The organism is Winogradskyella sp. UBA3174, assembly GCF_002364335.1.
In the GTDB taxonomy this organism is placed as follows: domain Bacteria; phylum Bacteroidota; class Bacteroidia; order Flavobacteriales; family Flavobacteriaceae; genus Winogradskyella.
On sequence record NZ_DEXW01000006.1, the window covers coordinates 10,447 to 11,260 of the forward strand.

Genomic DNA, 814 nt, shown 5'->3' on the forward strand with positions numbered 1-814 from the left:
CGTTTTTTTCTGTTTTTATTTATGGCTTTATCATTGATTATAGTTTCTCCATTTGGAAACTGTGCTACATTGGTAATGATCATTTTAACAGTACCGTCAGCTTCTACAATGTTAATGCGCTCCACATCAATAGTTCCGAATTTTTGATTTTCATTCGTTTTAAAAGCAAACAATAGTAATGCTGTCATAATAGCTACCGTGCTGACTGCAAATGTTCTTAGTATTACTAATTCTCGATTTAATTTTTTCATTGTCTCTAATTTTAATTGTTTAATTATTTGATACAATGGTAGCGGTATAACCGAATCTTAACAAGTACTATATAATGAATGCAGGAAAAAAGCCGTTGAAATAAGGAAAAAGTAGGTTCAGTGATTTTTAAAATTTCTAATTAACTTGATTCAATATTTGAAATTAGGTGTACCCTTTTTTAAATGTGAAAGGGTTTCTTTGTTACACTACTAATTATTCCTTTTTATAGGGTATCTCTGTATAACTAAAACACTGCCAAGACTATCTTAAAACCAAAGGGTTATGTTAAATTAGCCTAACCATTAAATTCTTCTTTTAAAGTGCATACTTTTAATGTACTAATTGATGGCCGTAGAATCAGTACTCTAAAGTATTTTGAGTGTGCTATTGATGTGCTTAACAATTCTCGGTGTGGCGGAAACTTTTAATTGAAGGGTTCGCGTTGTGACGTCTAATTGCTTTGTTGTTTTTTTACATAATGTTTAAAATTATGTAGCCTTTTTTTAGGAAGAGGTACAATGAATGCCAACGTGATGTGCATGGTTAGTTGCGTGGTTAAGCA

At 31.2% G+C, this 814-nt stretch carries 1 pseudogene; it reads right to left on the bottom strand.

Features of this window, described 5'->3' with window-relative positions:
• Window positions 1–251: pseudogene (locus B2U95_RS00695) on the bottom strand (hypothetical protein); the annotation flags it as partial.
• Window positions 252–814 lie beyond the last annotated feature (563 nt).